Raw genomic sequence first — 16,418 nt, 5'->3', positions numbered from 1 at the left:
GAGGGAGTTTCTAGCGAGTCCTGCATATAAGCCCCTCGCCCCGACCGCCGACAAATGTCGGCCTTCGCCTCCGGGCAGGGAGAGGGGTTGGGGTGAGGGGCGCTTACTCAGACCGCGATCTTGAAGCGGGCGACGCTGTTGTCGGGGTCGTTGAGGGCCGGTTCGCCGCCGGCCTGGCGATAGGCGCGGTCGGCCTGCTTGATCGGCGGGTCGTGGAGGCCGGCCTGCAGCTGTTCCTGGGCGATGAGCTGGGCCATAAAGGGCGCCGAAAACGTGCCGAGCGGGAGCTGTTTCCCGCCACCCGCATTGCCCTCGCGGCCAAGGGCTGCCCGGCTGGTGTCGTCGGCCGCGTCGGGCTGGCGGCTGGTTGCCGGCAGTTCGGCATTGCCCAGCGTGTCGCTGCGCCCGCCATCGAGGACGCGAAAGCGGAACTGCTTGGCCTTGGCGCCGCCGCCAGTGGCATCGGCCGTCGCATCGACGGTCGCGAGGTAGGCGCTGTCGTCGCCGCTCTGTCGGCCACCCGAAGCGCCGCGCGCGGGCGCGACTGACCGGCCGCTATAGACGGCGGGCGGTGGCAGCAACAGCGGACCGATCTCGGCCATGCGGACGGAGCTTTCCCCCTTCGTCGAAGATAGATAGAATTTTAGATAAATTGGATTGAGGGACAAGCCGCTTCAAGGGTCGGCACAAAGAATCTGATCACATCATCGTGCGACTCCGTGACGAATTTAACTAAATTTACCAGATATTTACCATGTTAGATCGACCCGACCGGGGAGCCGCCGGAGCCGGCCTTGTGCCGCCTGCGGCAAATGCCCTTCGCCCGGAAAAATGCCCAATCAGTCAGGTTTTAGGACTTTGTTTAGACTCTGGCGCTAGGGTCGGCCGATGGTACCGAGTGACGGCGACAGAGGGGCGCTCGTGACGGCTTTGAGGAGCGAGCAAGGTTTGACTTCCCTGGCGCCGGAGACGGCCCAGAGCTTGCCGCACATCGATTCCGGCACGGAATCAGCCCAGGATTGGGTACGGAACGCCATCGGCGCTTCCGGCGATATCCTGTACAAATGGGACATCCTCTCGGACCGCCTCAATTGGGCAGGCGAGATCGAGGAAGTGTTGGGCGAAGGCGAAAACGCGATCGCCAGCGGTCATGGCTTCAACAACCGCATCCATCCGGAAGATCTGCCCCGGCGCCTCAAGGCCCTCTCCGACCATTTCAGCCAGGGCGACAATTACGATTGCGAATACCGTGTGCGCAACGGCCAGGGTGTCGTCATCTGGGTGCATGACCGCGGCCGGGTCGAGATCGATGCCAATGGCATGCCGGTCGCGATGTCCGGCGTCATGCGCATCATCACGCAGAGGAAGCAGAACGAAGCCCGCCTTGAGCGCATTGCCAATTACGATGAGCTGACCGGCCATTTCAACCGCGCGCGCCTGCGCGACGAGTTGGAACACGCCCTCTCCTTCTCGCGGCGCTTCAAGGTTGACGGTGCCTTCCTGGTCATCGGTGTCGACAAGCTCGCCATGGTCAACAACGCCTATGGCTATGAGATCGGCGATGCCGTGCTGGTGGCGATCGGGCAAAGGCTCGACCGCACGCTGCGCGCCTCCGACGTCATCGGACGCCTAGGGGGCGACCGCTTCGGCGTGCTGCTGACCAATTGCCCCGAGGAATGCGTCGTGGGTTGCATGGATCGCATCATCCAGTCGATGCGCGAACAGGCGATCGAGATCGACGGCCAGTCGATCCCCATCACCGTTTCGATCGGCTGCGTGCTGTTCCCGGGCCTCGTCAACACCGCCTATGAGGTGATGACCAAGGCCGAATCGGCGCTCACTTACGCCAAGAAGGCCGGGCGCTGCTGCTATAATGTCTATCGGCCGTCTGAACAGCAGACCCTGCTGCATCGCCGCGCCATGGATATCGGCACCCAGGTCCAACAGGCGATGCGCGACCAGCGCCTGATCTTCACCTACCAGCCGATCATCCACGCCCAATCGATGACGGTCTCGAAATACGAATGCCTGCTGCGCATGAAGGACCTGAAGGGCGAGATTCTGCCCGCCGGCGCCTTCATTCCCGTGGTCGAGCAGCTGGGCATGACGCGCCTCCTCGATCGCTACGTGCTCGACATGACGGTCGAGGAATTGCGCAAGGATCCGGCGGCCGTTCTCTCGCTCAACATCTCCGGCCTTACCGCCACCGATCAATCCTGGCTGCGGGCGCTGATCGCCGCGGTGAAATCAACGCCCGCCATCGCCCCGCGCCTGATTGTGGAAATCACCGAGACGGCGGCGCTTCACGACATCGAGGAATCGGCGCGCTTCGTCAACGTCGTGCGCGATGTCGGCTGCCGCGTTGCCATCGACGATTTCGGCGCCGGCTTTACCAGCTTCCGGCATTTGAAAGCGCTCACCGTCGATCTGGTGAAGATCGACGGCTCGTTCGTGCGGAACCTTGCCAACAATGTCGACCAGCAGCTTTTCATCCGCAATCTGATGGGCCTTGCCGGCACCTTCGGCCTGGAGACGGTCGCCGAATTCGTCGAGAACGAGGCCGATGCTCAGGTTCTTATCCAGGCCGGCGTCCACTATCTGCAGGGCTATCATTACGGCCGCCCGCAATTCGACCGCCCCTGGACCGTCGGCCAGCGCATTCTGTCAGCTTAAGGCCTCGTTCAGCCCCGACCATCCCTAGTTGATCGCCACCTGCTGCTGGTCCATAAAGCAGCGTGATGAACGAAACCGGTACACCAGCGCAGCGCAGCGTCAAGCTTGCCGAATTGCCCGCCCTTGTCGCCTATCACGGCGAGGCGGTCTGGCTGGATCATCGCGATGCACCAGCACAGCGGGTCAGCCACGGCACGGCCGGCCTGTCGGCCCGCGCCAAGGCGCCCCTGCTGGTGCATGCGCCATCGACCGCGCGCCGCCTGCGGGTCGAGCGCTTCTTCGCCTTCGATCTCTTGGAACTCTATGCCTTCGTGCGGCCAGCGAGCTTTGTGCTGCCGACACCCAAGGGTCTTGCCGAAACGCTGGGCCTGGTCGTGCCGCCGCACCATGACCCGGTGGCGGAAGCCAAACTGCTGCATGAATGCGCGCGGCTGCTGCTCACCGAACTGATGGCGCAGTCGCGGCAACGGCGGCGAACGACGGGTTTGGCCTGGGCGATGGCGCGCGCCGGCTGGGCCTGGGGTCCATTCGTGCTGCGGGCCCTCGACTTTCAGGCCGAAGGGGCGGCGGCACCCGGGATCGGCATCTGGGACGATCTCCCCGAATGGAGCGATGGCGCCCCGCCACCGGAACCGGACCATCTCCCCATCCAGGCGGATGAGACGCGGCGGCGCCTCGCTGAGTTGATCGGCGAAGGGGCCGAGCAGCGCGCGGCGCAGGCGGATTTCGCCGCCGGCCTCACCCCCGCCTTCTGCCCGCGCCCCGAGGAGGATGCGCCCAATGTCGTGCTGGCCGAGGCGGGCACGGGGGTGGGCAAGACGTTGGGCTATATCGCGCCGGCGAGCCTCTGGGCGCAGCGTAACCAGGGACCGGTCTGGATCAGCACCTACACCCGGCATCTGCAGCACCAGATCGATCAGGAGCTTGACCGGCTCTATCCCAATCCAGCGCAGAAGGCGCAGAAGGTCGTCATCCGCAAGGGGCGCGAGAATTACCTGTGCCTGCTCAATCTCGCTGAAATGGGCGGGCAACTCACGAGCCGCCCGGTCGATGCCGTGGGCTTCGGCCTGGTCGCGCGCTGGGCCATGGTGACGCGCGATGGCGACATGGTGGGCGGTGATTTTCCAGGCTGGCTCCCCGACCTCATCGGCCAGGGCCGCACCTTTGCCTTGGCCGATCGGCGCGGCGAATGCATCTATGCCGCCTGTCCGCATTACACCCGCTGCTTCATCGAACGCTCGGCAAGGCGCGCGAAGAAGGCGGAGATCGTCATCGCCAATCATGCGCTGGTGATGATCCAGGCCGCGATCGGCAGCAGCAATGACGAGCAGCGTTTGCCGACGCGCTATGTGTTTGACGAGGGTCATCATCTTTTCAGCGCCACCGACAGCGCCTTTGCCGCGCATCTGACGGGCCAGGAAATGGCCGATCTGCGGCGCTGGCTGCTGGGTGCCGAGGGCGGCAGGTCGAGCCGCGCGCGCGGTTTGAAGCGCCGCCTCGACGATCTCATTCTGGACGATGCCGAGATGCCGGCGCTGGTGGATGCCGTGCTGCAGGCGGCGCGCGGTCTGGTGAGCGAGGGCTGGCAGCAACGCCTGGCCGAGAACCAGGCGGCGGGTGCGGCGGAGAAATTTCTCTACGCCGTGCGCCATCAAGTATTGGCGCGTTCCAGCGCGCCGCGCAGCGGCTATTCGCTGGAATGCGCCTGCGCGCCGCTGGAACCCGATGTCGCCTTGGCCAGCGTCAGCCTTGACCGTGCATTGGGGGCGCTGATGGAGCCGATGCTGGCCCTGGCTGCCAAGCTGATGCGGCGTCTCGACGACGAATCCGAGAATCTGGAGAGCGCCGAACGCCAGCGCATTGATGCCATGGCGCGCGGGCTGCAGCGGCGCGGCGATATGGAAGTGGGCGCCTGGCGCGCGATGCTGAAGGCGCTCAGCCATCAACAGCTGCCGGATCCCGACGCGGCACCGGTCTTCGTCGACTGGTTCGGGCTGGAGCGCAATGACGGGCGCGAAATCGATGTCGGCATGTATCGCCATTTCCTCGACCCCACGCAGCCTTTTGCCGATGCGGTGATGAAGCCCGCGCATGGCGTTGTCGTCACATCCGCCACGCTCACCGACGGCACGGGATCGGATCTCGCCTGGATGGGCGCGGAAGCGCGGGCGGGCACCAAGCACATGCCCCTCCCAGCTTATCGCCTGCGCGTGCCCTCGCCCTTCGATTACGCCAGGCAGACCCGCGTTTTCATCGTCACCGATCTCGACAAGGAAGATCTTTCTCAGGTGGCTGCCGCCTATCGCACGCTGTTCCTGGCGGCTGGCGGTGGCGCGCTCGGCCTCTTCACCGCCATCCAGCGCTTGCGCGAAGTACATCGGCGCATTGCCCCGGCACTGGAGGAGCACGGGCTCAATCTCCTTGCCCAGCATGTCGACGCCATGGACAACGCCACCCTCATCGATATCTTCCGCGGCGATGTCGATGCCTGCCTGCTGGGGACCGATGCGGTGCGCGACGGTGTCGATGTGCCGGGAAATGCGCTGCGCCTCATCGTCTTCGACCGCGTCCCCTGGCCGCGCCCGGATCTCCTCCACCGCGCGCGTAAATCGGCTTTCGGCGGCACGGCTTACGAGGACCAGTTGACGCGGTTGAAGCTGAAGCAGGCCTTCGGCCGCCTCATCCGCCGCGCCGACGACCATGGCGTTTTCGTCCTCCTGGATAAGGCGATGCCGTCGCGCCTTCTCACCGCCTTTCCCCCCGATGTCGCCGTGGAACGCATCGGCCTCAAGGCCGTCATCGAGCAAACGGCCGCGTTTTTGGCTGAAAACGTTAATAAAGCGACTGTTCGAGCAGCGATTTCCGGGCCAAGGTCTGGGGTTGAGCCATAACGCCCCCGCCGCTATTGTTCGGGCGATTTTTCGTCAGGTAACCTTTTTCATCTGTTAACAGGGATTCCCAAGCAATGGCCGCCGTGCAGAACCATCATTCCGCCCTCATCTACACCATGGTGCTGATGGCCGCGGCCGATCGCGACATGTCGGATGCGGAAATGTCGTCGATCGGCGACATGATCGGCCATCTGCCCGTCTTCCGCGATTTCGACCGCGCGCAGATCGCCAAGACTGCTGCCGCCTGCGTCGATATCCTCAACGGCAAGGAGGGGCTCGATGCGGTCTTGAAGAAGATCGTCGACACCCTGCCTGAAAAGCTGCGCGAGACGGCTTATGCGCTGGCTTGCGATGTCGCTGCCGCCGACAGCACCGTGACGCAGGAAGAAGCCCGCCTTCTCGATTTGCTGCGCTATGAGCTGAAGATCGGCAAGCTGGTCGCCGCCGCCATCGAACGCGGCGCCCGCGCCCGTCACATCACGCTGTAAACAGACCGTCACGCGAAGATCACGCATCGGGGTGGTGGCACACCACCTCGATGTTGTGCCCGTCCGGATCGAGGACGAAGGCCGCATAATAATGAGCGTGATAGAGAGGGCGAAGGCCCGGCGCACCGTTGTCTGTCCCGCCGGCCGTCAGTGCGGCGCGATGGAAGTCATTCACCTGGTCACGAGTCTCGGCGACGAAGGCCAAATGCAGATGGGCCGGCTTCTCGGCAGTCTGGAACAGGCATAGAGACGATTTGCCGTCGGCACTCATTTCCACGCCGAGCGCATTTTCCTGGACGATTTTCAGCCCCAGCGGCGCGAGCGCGTTAAGGTAGAAGGCCTTGCTGGCGGCAAAATCGCGGACGCCGAAGACGACGTGATCAAACATGCGAACTCAATTTTGATCGATCAGGGCTGATCTTTGTGCCTTACGCTGCCGAGCGCAGGCTGCCATGGGCGAAGTCCATGTAGAGCTCGCGGGCGCGGCGGCAGATCGGCCCGATCTCGAGCTTCCTGTCCTCGATCTGGGTCATCGGCATGACCTTGCCGAAATTCCCCGATGAGAACAGCTCGTCGCATTCGAGAATGTCCTTGGGCGTCAGTGTCTTTTCATAGACGGGGATCTTCGCCGCATTGAACAGGCGGATGAGGCGCTGGCGCGTGATGCCGTTCAAGAAACAGCCGCTGGCGGCGGGTGTGATGGCGGCACCGTCCTTCACGATCCACAGATTGGCGGAGGCGAATTCGGCGATATTGCCGAGCGGGTCGAGCATGACCGCTTCGTCGAAGCCCTTGGCGCGGGCTTCGCCGGAGGCACGGCCGGCTTGTGCGTAGAGGCAGACCGCCTTGGCATCGGTCGGCGCCATTTCGGGCGACGGGCGGCGCCATTTCGAGATCATGGCACTGCCGCCCTTGGTGGGATCGGGGAGCGGCGTCAGCACGACGGAAATGCAGATGCGCGTCGACGCCGGGTCCGGCGCCATCCAGCCATCCTCGGACCACATGAAGGGACGCAAGTACAAATGGCTGCCACGCGGAAAGCGCGCGATGCCGTCACGGCAGATCTCTTCGATCTCGCCGGCGGATAAAGGCGAGCGGAGGCCGACATTGCTGGCGGAACGCACGGCACGGCGGCAATGCAGGTCAAGATCGGGCGTCACGCCATCAAATGCGCGCGCGCCATCGAAGATGCCGCCCATCAACCAGGTCGCATGATCGAATGCGCGCATCAGCGGCGGATTGCCGGTGACCCATTTGCCGTCAATAAAATGCCACTGTTCCATGGCGGGCCTCACTCGTGAATGCCGATCTGCCCGCCGGCTTCAGACGCGAACTGCGTCGGCACAGGCGGTCATGCGGCCAGCTGTCATAAAGATCAGCGTATACCAGAGTGAAACGCTAGGACGCTTTTGGATGGGGTGCAAGCCTCGTGGCAGGTGCGAGATGCAACAGGCTGCGTCACGCCGCTGCGGCCGCCGGCACGGATCAGGCGAAATAGCGTGCCGGCAGGGGCCGCGGATGCAGGCGCTGCTGGCGCGCGTCACCTTCATCCGCCGTGACGGCCGAGGGTTCGTCGCGGAAATAGAACAAGGCGGCGCCCAGTGCCCGCAAATCGGCGCGCTGCTGCTGCAGCCGCTGCGATTCCGTTGTCGCCGTTGCTGCCTCAGCTGCCGACTGTTCAGGGGCAGAAGGTTCGGCGGGACGCAGAATCTCGCGCAGCCTTGCAGCGGCAAGGCGGGAACCGGTGGTGATGACCTGACGGTCGACCAGCTTGAGCTGGGCCCGCCGCTGGGCCCATGCCGCCTGGTCGCCACTGCCGAATCGGTTACGGGTGCGCATCTCTTCCGGCAGGAAGTCGAAGCTGGCCTGAACCGACGCCGCATCGGCTTCGGGCAATTCATTCCATCTTGCTGTACGCGGCATCAGAGTTCTCCGTCGGATCGAGATAGAACATTTAGAGAACAATCAGGACAAAGTCAAGCCCCCGGCGGAATTTCCGGCCGGGGGCTTGGTATTACGTTTGTTAGATCAACAGCTTACTGCGTGACCCACTGGATGCGGGCGATGAAGCGAACCTGGTCCTGCGGCACGAATTGCTGCTGGGCGGGCTGGCGGATCGCTTCCAGGTAATAGCCGTCGGCGTCATGGCGCACCACCTTGCGCACCAGGACGGTGCCGGCGGTGGTGCCGATGATGATGCGGTCACCGCGGCGGATTTCGACCCCGCGTGTCGCCACCAGCGTGTCGCCGTCGCGGTAGATCGGGTCGAAATCGGCGCCGGTAATCTCGACACCGAAGCAATCCTTCGTGGCACCGGCAAATTCCAGATGGCCCCAATCGCTGCCGATCGGCGCACCGCCATGGTCGAAGCAATCGCCAGCCGCCAGGCGGTCAAGCGTGATGACGGGAATGGTGCGGCTGGCACCCTTGGCGACGACACGGCCACCGCTGATGGCCTGGTCGTAACCGCCGGCACCACCATGGCCGTTGCTGTGGGCTTCGCCGTTGGCGGCGCCTGTCAGCAGCACGAAATCGACGAAGGGCTCGCCGGTGACGGTGAGGATCTTCGACAGCGATTCAGTGCTGGGCCAACGTGGCCGGCCTTCGCGCGTGATGCGCTTGGATGGATTGAAGGCGGTGGGATCAAGGCCTGCGCGACGCGCGAGACCCGAGGCGGATAGCCCATGTTTGGCGGCCAGTCGATCAATACCACGCCAAACGTCGGCATGCTGCAACATGGGAACTGACACGATCGCTTCTCCTAAAGTTCAAGCCAATACGACGCGCTTGCCGCAGCCCCAGGACGAAGCGTTCCTTTCCTAATTCGGTGCCGGACCGTCAGGTCCAGGATCATCTTCCGACATCTGTGCTTCCTCCCCCCGAAGGCCGCACCATCAGTCATGATCGTCATCATTTTAACCCAGGAAACCCACGGAAAGAACAGCTGATTTAAAGTATTAGGATTAGAGCACCCTATACTTTAGGGTAAGAAAGAAAGCCGTGAATCACCTCTTTAATAGTAGAATTCGTTTAGTTTCCGCCACTTTCAGTGAAGTTTGGAACTTTCCGCATTACGTGAAAAATCTCCTGTCCGGCAGGGAATATTCCTCGAACCAGGTCTTCCCCCTCGCCGCCACGGCGGCAAGGCTCTCCCCAACCCCTTGCCCAATGGCGCCGCATTGGCTAGGTCGGGCAGCAGCATGATGAGCCCCGACTTGATCTATCCGTTGTTACGTCCGGCCCTGTTTCGCCTCGATGCCGAGAAGGCACATCGCCTGGCGGTGCGCGCGCTCGGCACCATGTCGGGGACGGTGGTGAAAGCGCATCCCGCCTTGGGGCAGCGCCTTTGGTCGCTTGAGTTCCCGAACCCCCTGGGCCTTGCCGCCGGCTTCGACAAGAACGCCGAATGCTATCGCGGCGCGCTGGGTCTCGGCTTCGGCTTTGTCGAGATCGGCTCGGTGACACCGCGCCCGCAGGCCGGCAACCCGAAGCCTCGCTTGTTCCGCCTTCCGGCGGACCGCGCCGTCATCAACCGCATGGGCTTCAACAATGACGGCATGGATGCGGTGGCCGCGCGATTGGCGGCACGCGACCCTGCCCGGGGCATCGTCGGCGTCAATCTCGGCAAGAACAAGGAGACCGCCGACGCCGCCGCCGATTATGAATTGGGTGTGGCGCGGCTTGGCGACCTTGCCGATTATCTCGTCATCAATGTCTCCTCGCCCAATACGCCGGGGTTGCGCGCCCTCCAGGGCAAGGAACCCCTGGCCGAACTCATCCAGCGCACGCGCGCAGCGCGCGATCGCCTGGCCGCCAGGCCGCCGCTGCTGCTGAAGATCGCCCCCGACCTCACCGAGGACGATCAGCGCGACATCGCCGAGGTGGCGCTGGCTGAGAAACTCGACGGGCTCATCATCAGCAACACCACCATCGCGCGGCCACCGCTGCAGGAGACGCTGGCGGCCAGGGAAACCGGCGGCCTTTCCGGGGCGCCGCTTCTTGGCCCATCGACGGTTCTTCTGGGGCGCATGTTCAAGCTGACGCAAGGCCGGCTGCCGCTCATCGGCGTCGGCGGCATCAGCGATGCCCGCGATGCCTATGCCAAGATCCGCGCCGGCGCATCGCTGGTGCAGCTCTATTCCGCCCTGGTCTATGAAGGCCCGGGCCTTGCCGCGCGCATCGTGGCGAAGCTGCCGGCCTTGCTCGCTGCCGACGGTTTTACCCATGTGAGGGATGCGGTCGGCGCCGATCACCGCTAGGATGCGCCCCATTACGGCCTTAACACGCTCTTAACCAAGGATTTGCTAGGGCTAGACCATGACCCAGCGCGCCCATGTCCTCGTCTTCCTGCTGTATTCCCTGGGCGCCGTCCTGGTAGCCTTCTGGCTGCCGTCATTCGTCCCCAGTGTCTCGCGCATCCTGGCCTATATCGCCGGCTGCTTCATCGTCATGGCGGGCGGGTTGCTGCAACAGGCGATGCTGGGCAAGGCCCGCTCTCAGCAGCAGGCCCAGTCACTGGCTGAACTCAACCGGCTGCTGGCCGATGTGTTGAAGGATCAGCGCAAGCTCGAAGACGACATGCTGCAGCTTCGCGCGACACTCGCCAACATCGCCAGCGCCCCGGCCCAGGACGTGGGCAACGTCGTCAACGAAGTGAAAGTGCTGCAAAAGCTGATCGAGCAGCTTTATGGCGCCCGCACCGCCGGCGCCAAGGCAGCATCCAAGGCGATGCCGGCGGCCAGCCCAGCCACGGAAACAGCCGCCGAGAAAATCGCCGAGAAACCTGCGGCACCGAGGCCGGTCGCGCCGAAGCCCGCCCCTGAAATAATCTCGGCGCCCGCGACCGGTGGCGGCCCCGGCGGCAGCCTGCCGATGCCGCCGGTTGCCTATGACCTTGCCGCAGACGAGATCCTTGATGCGCTGCGCGAGGGGTTGCGTGAGAACGGGGTCGAGCTTGCCTTGCAGCCCATCGTCACCCTGCCGCAGAGGAAGCGCCGCTTCTTCGAATGCTTCTCGCGCGTGCGCATCAGCGATGGCCGCGTGCTGACGCCGGAACAGTATATCGACATCGCCGAGCGCCACGGCCTGGTGACGGCGATCGACAACATGCAGCTGTTCCGCTGCATCCAGATCCTGCGCCGCATTCGCAAAGGCAATGCCGGCATCGGCTTCTTCATCAATATTTCCATCCACACCTTGGCCGATCGCGACTTCTTCCGCGAGTTCATCAACATGATGGCGCAGAATGCCGAGCTTGCACCGGCCATCGTCTTTGAGTTCTCGCAGCGCACGATGGAGACGGCCGATGACGCCCTGCTGCGCGACCTGGAGCGGCTGGCCCAGCTCGGCTATCGCTTCAGCCTGGACCAGGTGACGCATTTCGACCTCAACCCGTCGCAGCTTTCCAGCCACCATTTCCGCTTCATGAAGGTCGAGGCCGAGCGCCTGATCGCCGCCGCCCGTGCTGGCGCATTGGGCGACGATCCGCAGGAGTTCAAGCGCATGCTGGATTCCTTTGCCATCGACCTCATCGCCGACCACATCGAATCCGAACCGATGCTGCTCGAGCTTCTCGACATGCATCTCGATTTCGGCCAGGGCTATCTGTTCGGCGAGCCGCGCATTGCCCGCGCCGAAACTGCCGCCCTCACCTGACAAAGACAAAGACGACATGACTCAATTCCCGAACGGCCTTTCTGCCATCGCCGACGACATCGACCTTGTGGTGATGGATCTGTGGGGCTGCATGCATGACGGCATCAAGGCCTATCCCGCCGCCATCGAGGCCTTGCGCGGCCTCAAAAGCCGGAACATTCCCGTGGCCCTCGTCTCCAACGCGCCGCGCCGCATCGAAACGGTGCGGCCGCGTCTGCGCGAGATGGGCATCAGCGACGATCTCTATGCCGGCTTCTATACCTCGGGCGAGGAAGTCTGGGGCCACCTCGCCAGGTGCGACGCCGCCGGTTATGACAGCCTGGGGCGCAGGGCCTATCAGATCATCGGGCCGCAGGACACGACTTTCACCGACGGCCTCGATCTAGACCTGACGCAGGATATCGCCGCCGCCGACTTCCTGCTGGTGCTGGGTGTGGCGAGCCCCGAGGTGAAGGTCGCGGATTTCACCAATGTGTTGAAAGCGGCACGCGCGCGCGATCTCACCCTGGTCTGCGCCAATCCGGACCTCATCGTGCATCGCGGGCGCATTGCCGAAATCTGCGCCGGTGCCATTGCCGAAGCCTATTTCGAAATGGATGGGCGCATCCTCATTGAAGGCAAGCCCCATGCCGGCATCTATCGCCGCGTGCTCAATGATTTCAAGGTCGCACCAGCGCGGCTGGTCGGCATCGGCGATGCCTTGCGGACAGATGTGGCCGGTGCCGCCGGGATCGGCGCCAGATCGCTGCTGATCGGCGGGGGCATCCACCACGCCGCCTTGTTGAAGGACGACAAGGTCGACGCCGTGGCATTGAAGGAATTGTCGCGCGGCGGTCCGCGCCCCGATTACGCCCTGCCTTATTTGTGCTGGTAGCGCGTCAATCCAGCCGGCCGTCTGCGCTGGCCGGCCGCGACATGCGGAAGGTCTGGTCGATCACGGCATAGAGGGAGTAGCCCATGCGCGCGATCGGCCGCGCGCGCGTGATGTCGACGCGGCCATCGACGATGAGCCCCTCATCGATATGGACCCCCACCACATCGCCGAAGACGACCGTGTTGGGCTGCGCCGGATCAAGCGTCGGCAGCACGACGCTTTGCAGATAGCGGCATTCCAGCGCCACCGGCGAGGCTTTGACGCGGGGCGGCGCCACGATGCTGGACGGCACCATTTCGAGCCCCGCCGCTTCTGCCTCGCTTTCGCCGGCAGGCAGGCGCGCCGACGTGGCGTTCATCTCGTCGCGCAAATCATAGGTCGCGAGATTGACGACGAAGGCACCGACCGCCTCGGCATTGTTGAGCGAATCCTTGCGGCTGCCATCGGCCTTGGTGCCGCTGGGGGCGAACATGACGATGGGCGGGCTGTCCGCCACCAGGTTGAAGAAGCTGAACGGCGCAAGATTGACGCAGCCCTCCAGATCGACACTGGAGATCCAGCCGATCGGCCGCGGCACGACCAGCGCCTTCAAGGGGTCGATGGCAAGGCCGCTATTGCCGAGGCGGGGTTCATAGAACATCAGTTGGTCTCTGGACGGTGGGAGAGTTTCTCGAACAAGAACATGCCGGCGAGCAGCGCCGCAAAGAAAATCCAGCCATTCACCCCGCCCAACGCCAGCAAAGTCACGGCAGGGCCGGGGCAGATGCCGGCAAGGCCCCAGCCGACACCGAAGATGGCCGACCCCAGGAGCAGGCGGCGGTCAATCGCTTGCACGGGTGGAAGATGAAAACGTTCAGCCGCCATCGGTTTGGCCCGGCGGCGTAGCCAGGCAAAACCCGGCACCGTGACGATCAACGCGCCGGCCATGACGAAGGCAAGGCTCGGGTCCCAGCCGCCCTGGCCGATGGCCGCGAGATCGAGGAAGGCCAGAACCTTCGTCGGATTGGCCATGCCGGACAAGACCAACCCGGCACCGAAGAGACCGCCGGCAATCGACCCGATCAGAAGACGCGACAGCATGGGTCAGCCCCCCACGACGTGGCGCATGACAAAGGTCGTCAGCATGCCCGCGGCCATGAAGACGGCGACCGCCGCCAGGGACCGCGGTGACAGCCGCGCCAATCCGCAAATGCCATGGCCGCTGGTGCAGCCGGAACCCAGCCGCGTGCCATAGCCAACCAGCAAGCCGGCGACGATGAGTCCCGGCAGATTGGCGCTGGTGGAAGGGGCGAAGCCACCCAGCGTCTTGGCCATGTTGAAAGCGCCAAGAGCCATGCCGACGAGGAACAGCAGGCGCCAGCCGAAATCGGCGCGCGGCTGGCTGATGAGGCTGCCGATAATGCCGCTGATGCCGGCAATGCGGCCGATTCCCGCCATCAGGATGAGTGCGGCCAGACCAATAAGGGCACCGCCTGCCAGTGCCGTGATCGGGCTGAATGCGTTCCAATCCATATGGCGATCCTTTCCCGACCGATCAGCGCCGCTTCTTGGGCGGGCAGAAGGTCTTCTTGAGCACGCCCGCGATCTCCAATGCCGGCTTGCTGGCGATGCGGTAATAGATGCTGGTGCCATCACGCTCGGTCGCCACCAGCCCCTCGGCGCGGAGGCGCATCAGATGCTGCGACACCTTGGGCTGGGCCATGCCGAGTGCCGCGCCGATATCGCCGACACAGAGCGGTCCAGCCGCCAGGGTACACAGAATGGCAAGCCTGTGTTCATGCGCGAGACCGCGCAGGAAAGACGCCGCTTCCGCCGCCTTGGCAAGAAGATCGTCCGCCTCGGTGAGGTGTGCGGCTTTTACATTCATATATTCGAATATATGAATGTATTATGCGCTTGTCAAGAGACCGCAAAGTGCTCCAGCAGGAAATCGAGCAGCGTGCGCAGACGTGCCACGCGTTTGAGGTCGCGGTGATAGCCGACCCAGACATCGCGTGAGGGCGGCGCCTCGCCGAGGTCGAGCGCTTGCAGGGCGGAAACACGATCACCCAGCAGACGCGGCAGGACGGCAAGCCCTGCGCCGGCAAGACAAGCCTGTGCCTGAACATCGCGGTTGTTGCTGCGCAAGGCGATGCGCGCCTTCGGCAGGACGCGGCGCAGCCAGGCGCGGTCGGGCAGATCGCTGAAGGCTTCGTCCATCGTCACCAGGCTGACACCAGCACCATCGCGTAACGACACAGGTGCCGCGCCACGCGGACCATAGAGCGCATAGCCCATGGTGAGCGCCTTGCGCTGGATCACGTCCGGCTCATCGAACCGCGCGATGCGGAAGGCGAGATCCGCTTCGCGCCGCGCCAGGCTATAGCGGCGCTGGTCGGTCAGCAGCTCCACCGTGATGCCGGGATGCGCTTGGGTGAAGCGGGCAAGCAATGGGGCCAGGACATGGGCGCCGAACCAGTCGGAAGACGCCAGGCGGATCTCGCCGCTCAGGCCACCATCGGCGGTGGCGCGGGTGACGGCCAGCGCCTCCTCTTCCATCCGTTCGGCATGGGCCAGAATGGCCTGGCCTGCATCGGTGAGGACGAAGCCGCCGGTGCTGCGCTGAAACAGTATCTGGCCCAGGGCGCCCTCCAGCGCCCGCAGCCGGCGCCCCATCGTGGGCTGCGTCTGGCCGATGGCCTTGGCCGCTCCCGCCAGGGTGCCCGCCCGGGCAATGGCGAGGAAAACCTTGAGATCGCTCCAATCCATCGGCTGGTTCATGGATTGGAGCTTAACCTTATTCATGCATTTCTGCATGGCATTTGAACATTATCGTTGATCGCCAAACGAATTCGTACGCCCCATCCTTTGTCCATGGACCCCGCGATGGAGGACGAGATGGCACAAGACATGACCGCCCGAACAATGCGCGCCCTGATAGCGACGGGCCCGGATGCGCCCTTCCAGCTGACCGAACGCCCGCGACCGGTGGTGGCGGCAGGTGAGGTGCTGGTCCGCATCAAGGCCAGCGGCGTCAACCCCCTGGACCTCAAGATCCGCGCTGGAGAGGCAGCCCATGCCCGCCATCCGCTGCCGGCGATCCTGGGACTCGACATGGCCGGCACGGTCGAGGCCGTGGGTGCGGGCGTCACTGGCTTCCGCTATGGCGACGAGGTCTTCGGCATGGTCGGTGGTGTCGGCGGGCATCAGGGGACGCTGGCCCAATACGTGGCGGCTGATGCTGATCTGCTGGCCCTGAAGCCCACCAATCTCAGCTTTCGCGAAGCGGCGGCCTTGCCCCTCATCTTCATCACCGCCTGGGAAGGCCTGGTCGACCGCGCGCATGTGCAGCCGGGGGAGAAGGTGCTGGTCCTGGGTGGCGCGGGCGGTGTCGGCCACATGGTCGTGCAGCTGGCCAAGGCGAAGGGCGCCGAGGTCTATGCGACCGACCGCGACAGCCCGGTCGAGGCTTATGTCGCCAAGTTCACCGACGGCGAAGGCTTCGATGTTGTCTATGACACGGTGGGTGGTGCGTCGCTCGATGCCGCTTTCCGCGCCGTCAAAAGCTATACCGGCCGCGTGGTGAGTTGCCTCGGCTGGAGCAGTCATGCCCTGGCGCCGCTGTCATTCCGCGCCGCCACCTATTCCGGTGTCTTCACCTTGCTGCCGCTGCTCTCGGGCAAAGGCCGGCCGCATCACGGTGACATTTTGCGCCAAGCCGCAGTACTCGCTGAGAACGGCCAGCTGCTGCCGCGCGTCGACCCGACGCGATACACGCTGGCACAAGCGGATGCGGCGCATGACGCACTGCGTCAGCGCCGCGCGCAGGGGAAGGTCGTGATCGAGATCGACTAGAGC

The 16,418-nt window shown here is 64.3% G+C and carries 17 protein-coding genes; 7 read left to right on the top strand and 10 right to left on the bottom strand.

From position 1 onward, the window contains the following. Positions 1-107: 107 nt before the first annotated feature. Positions 108-602 carry a hypothetical protein gene (locus tag SMD31_RS09925; RefSeq protein WP_320500662.1) on the bottom strand — a complete coding sequence of 165 codons (495 nt, stop codon included), beginning with the start codon at positions 600-602 and terminating at the stop codon, positions 108-110. Between the two features lie 346 nt (positions 603-948). Between SMD31_RS09925 and SMD31_RS09920 the strand changes: the two genes are divergently transcribed. The 3 genes from SMD31_RS09920 to SMD31_RS09910 all read left to right on the top strand — a co-directional run bounded on the left by SMD31_RS09920 (position 949) and on the right by SMD31_RS09910 (position 6,052). Further along, positions 949-2,673, top strand: coding sequence for a putative bifunctional diguanylate cyclase/phosphodiesterase (locus tag SMD31_RS09920; RefSeq protein ID WP_320500661.1), 1,725 nt, complete (start codon positions 949-951; stop codon positions 2,671-2,673). A 65-nt stretch (positions 2,674-2,738) separates the two neighbouring features. Beyond that, on the top strand, positions 2,739-5,564 hold the full coding sequence (locus tag SMD31_RS09915) for an ATP-dependent DNA helicase (RefSeq protein ID WP_320500660.1): 2,826 nt from the start codon (positions 2,739-2,741) through the stop codon (positions 5,562-5,564). A gap of 74 nt (positions 5,565-5,638) precedes the next feature. Further along, a complete protein-coding gene (locus SMD31_RS09910) occupies positions 5,639-6,052 on the top strand; it encodes a tellurite resistance TerB family protein (protein WP_320500659.1) in 414 nt (137 codons plus the stop codon). Positions 6,053-6,071: 19 nt separating this feature from the next. Here the strand turns inward: SMD31_RS09910 and SMD31_RS09905 are convergent, their stop codons facing one another. The 4 genes from SMD31_RS09905 to SMD31_RS09890 form a co-directional block, all read right to left on the bottom strand. After that, positions 6,072-6,440, bottom strand: a complete 369-nt coding sequence (locus SMD31_RS09905; RefSeq protein ID WP_320500658.1) for a VOC family protein — start codon at positions 6,438-6,440, stop codon at positions 6,072-6,074. Positions 6,441-6,480: 40 nt separating this feature from the next. After that, positions 6,481-7,335 carry a branched-chain amino acid aminotransferase gene (locus SMD31_RS09900; RefSeq protein ID WP_320500657.1) on the bottom strand — a complete coding sequence of 285 codons (855 nt, stop codon included), beginning with the start codon at positions 7,333-7,335 and terminating at the stop codon, positions 6,481-6,483. 202 nt (positions 7,336-7,537) lie between these two features. Continuing rightward, positions 7,538-7,975 (bottom strand): hypothetical protein, encoded by a 438-nt coding sequence (locus tag SMD31_RS09895; protein WP_320500656.1) that lies wholly within the window; start codon positions 7,973-7,975, stop codon positions 7,538-7,540. A gap of 113 nt (positions 7,976-8,088) precedes the next feature. Beyond that, positions 8,089-8,802: a S24 family peptidase gene (locus SMD31_RS09890; RefSeq protein WP_320500655.1), complete on the bottom strand. Its 714-nt coding sequence runs from the start codon at positions 8,800-8,802 to the stop codon at positions 8,089-8,091. A gap of 453 nt (positions 8,803-9,255) precedes the next feature. Between SMD31_RS09890 and SMD31_RS09885 the strand changes: the two genes are divergently transcribed. The 3 genes from SMD31_RS09885 to SMD31_RS09875 are packed head-to-tail and all read left to right on the top strand — an operon-like array spanning position 9,256 to position 12,581. Beyond that, positions 9,256-10,311 (top strand): quinone-dependent dihydroorotate dehydrogenase, encoded by a 1,056-nt coding sequence (locus tag SMD31_RS09885; RefSeq protein ID WP_407652127.1) that lies wholly within the window; start codon positions 9,256-9,258, stop codon positions 10,309-10,311. A 58-nt stretch (positions 10,312-10,369) separates the two neighbouring features. Beyond that, positions 10,370-11,707, top strand: coding sequence for an EAL domain-containing protein (locus tag SMD31_RS09880; RefSeq protein WP_320500653.1), 1,338 nt, complete (start codon positions 10,370-10,372; stop codon positions 11,705-11,707). A gap of 16 nt (positions 11,708-11,723) precedes the next feature. Next, complete coding sequence (locus SMD31_RS09875) at positions 11,724-12,581, top strand: TIGR01459 family HAD-type hydrolase (protein ID WP_320500652.1); 858 nt, start codon at positions 11,724-11,726, stop codon at positions 12,579-12,581. Positions 12,582-12,585: 4 nt separating this feature from the next. Here the strand turns inward: SMD31_RS09875 and SMD31_RS09870 are convergent, their stop codons facing one another. Genes SMD31_RS09870 through SMD31_RS09850 form a run of 5 tightly spaced genes read right to left on the bottom strand, consistent with a single transcriptional unit; the run spans position 12,586 to position 15,365 of the window. Then, positions 12,586-13,221: a flavin reductase family protein gene (locus SMD31_RS09870; RefSeq protein WP_320500651.1), complete on the bottom strand. Its 636-nt coding sequence runs from the start codon at positions 13,219-13,221 to the stop codon at positions 12,586-12,588. Then, the gene (locus tag SMD31_RS09865; protein WP_320500650.1) at positions 13,221-13,661 is read right to left on the bottom strand and encodes a YeeE/YedE family protein; all 441 of its coding nucleotides are present in this window, start codon (positions 13,659-13,661) and stop codon (positions 13,221-13,223) included. The genes SMD31_RS09870 and SMD31_RS09865 overlap by 1 nt, the downstream gene beginning before the upstream one ends. A gap of 3 nt (positions 13,662-13,664) precedes the next feature. Beyond that, a complete protein-coding gene (locus SMD31_RS09860) occupies positions 13,665-14,093 on the bottom strand; it encodes a YeeE/YedE family protein (protein ID WP_320500649.1) in 429 nt (142 codons plus the stop codon). A gap of 22 nt (positions 14,094-14,115) precedes the next feature. After that, on the bottom strand, positions 14,116-14,448 hold the full coding sequence (locus SMD31_RS09855) for an ArsR/SmtB family transcription factor (RefSeq protein ID WP_320500648.1): 333 nt from the start codon (positions 14,446-14,448) through the stop codon (positions 14,116-14,118). Positions 14,449-14,480: 32 nt separating this feature from the next. Continuing rightward, positions 14,481-15,365, bottom strand: coding sequence for a LysR family transcriptional regulator (locus tag SMD31_RS09850; RefSeq protein ID WP_320500647.1), 885 nt, complete (start codon positions 15,363-15,365; stop codon positions 14,481-14,483). A 105-nt stretch (positions 15,366-15,470) separates the two neighbouring features. Between SMD31_RS09850 and SMD31_RS09845 the strand changes: the two genes are divergently transcribed. Further along, the gene (locus SMD31_RS09845; RefSeq protein WP_320500646.1) at positions 15,471-16,415 is read left to right on the top strand and encodes a zinc-dependent alcohol dehydrogenase family protein; all 945 of its coding nucleotides are present in this window, start codon (positions 15,471-15,473) and stop codon (positions 16,413-16,415) included. Positions 16,416-16,418: the final 3 nt, after the last annotated feature.

Origin of the sequence: Dongia rigui (assembly GCF_034044635.1) — a bacterium.
Taxonomy (GTDB): Bacteria; Pseudomonadota; Alphaproteobacteria; order Dongiales; family Dongiaceae; genus Dongia; species Dongia rigui.
The sequence above is the reverse complement of the archived record's forward strand: the minus strand, read 5'-3'. Positions and strand labels throughout refer to the sequence as shown.